This window comes from Modicisalibacter coralii, assembly GCF_004117855.1.
Lineage (GTDB): Bacteria > Pseudomonadota > Gammaproteobacteria > Pseudomonadales > Halomonadaceae > Modicisalibacter > Modicisalibacter coralii.
Map to the genome: position 1 here is coordinate 1 of NZ_QWBW01000062.1, position 724 is coordinate 724.

A 724-nucleotide genomic window follows, 5' to 3' on the forward strand; every position below is an offset into this window, starting at 1 on the left:
GTCGAGCTCCAGGCCCGCACCCACGTCACCGACAACTTCCGCCTGCAAGCGGGCTACAGCTACACCGACATCAGCTACGCCAGGAGCGACGTGCCGGGCGAGCAAGGCAATCAGGCGATCTACGCGCCGCGCCACCAGGCCAGCGTGTGGGGCAACTACCGCTTCGACCAGGGTGCGCTCGACGGCCTGGATGTCGGCGTAGTAGCGCACCCCGAGCCCGGCATCCAGGCCGACCGCGCCAATACCGAGCAGGTCCCCGACTACACCCTGGTCGACGCCACGCTGGGTTACGACCTGAGCCAGGTCGGTCTCCAGGGCGTCAAGGCGCGTCTCAACGTCGGCAACCTGCTCGACGAGGAATACATCGCCTCGTGCAACTCGCTGGAATACTGCTACTTCGGTGCCGAGCGCAATGTGCGCGCTACCTTGAGCTATCGCTTCTAGGAATGGCTTGAGCCCCCACCGATGCCGTCCGGCCCGCGGGGTGGGCCGGACGGCATCGGTGGGGGCTCAAGCCATTCCTAGAAGCGATAGCTCAAGGTAGCGCGCACATTGCGCTCGGCACCGAAGTAGCAGTATTCCAGCGAGTTGCACGAGGCGATGTATTCCTCGTCGAGCAGGTTGCCGACGTTGAGACGCGCCTTGACGCCCTGGAGACCGACCTGGCTCAGGTCGTAACCCAGCGTGGCGTCGACCAGGGTGTAGTCGGGGACCTGCTCGGTAT

The 724-nt window shown here is 65.1% G+C and carries 2 protein-coding genes; one reads left to right on the forward strand and one right to left on the reverse strand.

What is annotated here, in order from left to right; all coding sequences use genetic code 11:
- The coding region (locus D0901_RS20775; RefSeq protein WP_129142187.1) for a TonB-dependent receptor domain-containing protein at nt 1-444 on the forward strand (444 nt) is incomplete at its 5' end.
- A gap of 77 nt (nt 445-521) precedes the next feature.
- Here the strand turns inward: D0901_RS20775 and D0901_RS20780 are convergent.
- Nucleotides 522-724 (reverse strand): TonB-dependent receptor (locus tag D0901_RS20780; protein ID WP_129142188.1); only part of this gene is annotated, 203 nt, incomplete at its 5' end.